Source organism: Streptomyces sp. NPDC057010, from assembly GCF_042673805.1.
Lineage (GTDB): Bacteria > Actinomycetota > Actinomycetes > Streptomycetales > Streptomycetaceae > Streptomyces.
This window is the reverse complement of record NZ_JBHUSC010000072.1, coordinates 1-2492: the sequence shown is the minus strand read 5'-3', so window position 1 is coordinate 2492 and position 2492 is coordinate 1. Positions and strand designations below refer to the sequence as shown.

Here is a 2492-nt window from a genome sequence, read left to right as displayed (position 1 = left end):
CGCTGTGCGCACGCCCCCGTGCTGCGGGGACAGCCTGCCAAATGTCACCTGTCATGCGGAAGCGGGGTCGAATATTCGTATCAATTCGGATGTTCCCGGCCCTCGGGTGGGTGGGCCGGTAGCGGGCGGGTGAGCCCCTTGCCCCAGCGCATAGGCTGTGATGAACCAGCCAGATCCAGCAGGGGGCTACCGCCATGACGACAGGTCGGCTCGGGCAGCAGGCCGCGCCACCCAACGCCGCTTACTCGGGGCAGGTCGTGCATTTCCCGGACCCGGTCCGGGCCGCTCGGCATCCCCAGGGTGTGCGGATGGACGGCAACGGGCATCCGGACTTCTCCGCGTACGCGCGTGCGGCGGTGGAGATCGCGGACCCGCCGGAGGGCTTCGGCGTCGACGAGCTGCGCCTGACGGACTACGTGTCCGCGAACGCGGCGATGCAGGCGGCCGGGCACGAGCTGTGGGACACGGTGGGTCCGGTGGCGACCCCGCACGGCTGGACCTGGCACCACGTCGCGGGTTCGCGGCGCATGGAGCTGGTCCCGGTCGAGGTGAAGGCGTTGCTGCGGCACCACGCGGGGCTGGCGACGGCGCCGGTGGACCACGAGAAGCGCGGGACGCGGCCGTTGCAGGAGGTGCGCCCGGTGCACCTGGGGCTGCCGAAGACGGTGGTGTCGGTCTCCGAGGAGCTGGTGCAGGGCGTCGAGGAGGACCTCGGCTACCGGTTGCCGGAGGCGTACCGCGCGTTCCTGAAGGCGGCGGGCGGGTGTGCGCCGGCGGGTGCGGGGCTGGACGTGGACCTCGGTCTGCTGGTGGACCAGCCGTTCTTCACGGTGCGTGAGGAGGCGGCGGTCAACGACCTGGTGTACGTCAACAAGTGTCTGCGGGACCACCTGACGAAGGACTACCTGTGCGTGGCCTTCGTGCAGGGTGGGTTGCTGGCGCTGAAGGTGAAGGGCGAGGGCATCGGTTCGGTGTGGTTCTCGCCGTACGACGACGCGCGCGACCGTGACGGTTGGTCCGTGCAGGAGCGCGTGGAGCGGCTGTTGTTGCCGTGCGGCGGTGATTTCGATGCCTTTCTGGAGCGGTTGGCGGGTAATCCGCCGGAGCTGGAGACGGTGGCCGGTCTGATGGTGGACGGCGGATTCGCGCGTTCGGTTCCGGTCCTGGTGGAGGGTTGATCGCGCTGTGGTGACGTTTGCGCAGGCGCAGGAGCGCGCCGAGGAGTGGATCAACGGGGACGTGCCCGCGTACCAGCACCGGGAGGTGCGCGTACGGGAGTTCGGGCTCGGGTTCGTGGTGTGGGCGGAGGACCGGGCGGCCGGGCCCGTCTCGGGCGGTGGCCGGCAGCGGCTGGTGATCGCGCGGGACAGCGGTGAGGTGACGCTGTGGCCGGGGCTGCCGGTGGGTGAGGTGATCCGCCGGTACGAGGAGGAGTACGGGGCGGCGGCTGCGGCCGCTGCTTCGGAGGCTTCGGTTCCGCCGCCGCGGATCGATTCGGAGCAGACGTCGTTCATGCTGAGTCCGCCGGAGTGGCTGCAGGAGGCCGCGGACCGGGCGGGGATTCCGGCGGGTGCCGGCGCCTCTGCGGCTGCTCCTGCTGCTCCTGCTCCTGCTCCTGCTCCCGCTCCGGAGGCTGAGCGGGTCGACGTGGCGTCGGGGCCGGTGGACGCGGTGCCTCTGCGGCGCGAGGTCCCGTACGAACCGACGGCGAACGACGGGGTGCCGGTCGGGTCCACGCCGTGGGCCGGGACGGATGTGAATCCGGGTGCGGACGACGTGTCCGTACCGCTGCCCGCGACGGTGTTCGCGCCGCCGCTGTCGGGGTCGGACCTGGACGACGCGCCGTCGTCCGGGGTGGCGCCGGAGGCGAAGACCACGCTGATGGAGGGCGGCAGCCAGCTGCCGAAGACCGCCGTCACGCCGGCGCTGCAGCCGGACGCGGGCGACATCGCCGACGCGCCCACGAGCAAGGCCCAGATCTCCCGCCCGGCGGGCTCGGGCGCGGGCCGGCCGCCGGCGCCTCCGGGTCCGCCGGGGGCGCCTGGTGCCTCCGGCGGGCACGGGGGGCAGGGCGCTCCCGGTATGCCCGGTGCCCCGGGTGGCCCCGGCGTGCCCGGGGCTCCCGGTATGCCCGGTGGCTCGGGTGGCCCCGGTGTACCCGACGCTCCCGGTATGGCCGGTGCCCCTGGTGGCCCGGGTATGCCCGGTGCTCCTGGTTTGCCCGGTGCTCCCGGTGCTCCCGGTGCTCCCGGTGCCCCCGGTATGCCTGGTGCCTCGGGTGGCCTCGGTGTGCCCGGTGCTCCGGGGATGCCCAGTGCCCCCGGTATGCCCGGCGCTCCCGGTGTCCCGGGTGCTCCCGGTGCCGCGGGTGGCCCCGGTATGCCTGGTGCCCCTGGTGCTCCCGGTACGCCTGGCGCCGCCGGTATGCCTGATGCCCCTGGTGGTCCCGGTGTGCCTGGTGTTCCCGGCGCTCCTGGCGCGCCCGGTACCAC

General features: G+C 73.2%; 1 protein-coding gene. It reads left to right on the top strand.

The features are described from left to right. Positions 1-194: 194 nt before the first annotated feature. On the top strand, positions 195-1178 hold the full coding sequence (locus ACFTXQ_RS33605; RefSeq protein WP_382648510.1) for an SMI1/KNR4 family protein: 984 nt from the start codon (positions 195-197) through the stop codon (positions 1176-1178). Positions 1179-2492: the final 1314 nt, after the last annotated feature.

What these genes read in the sequence shown, in the direction of transcription:
- ACFTXQ_RS33605 (WP_382648510.1), top strand. Translation starts at nt 195, where the DNA reads ATGACGACAGGTCGGCTCGGGCAGCAGGCCGCGCCACCCAACGCCGCT.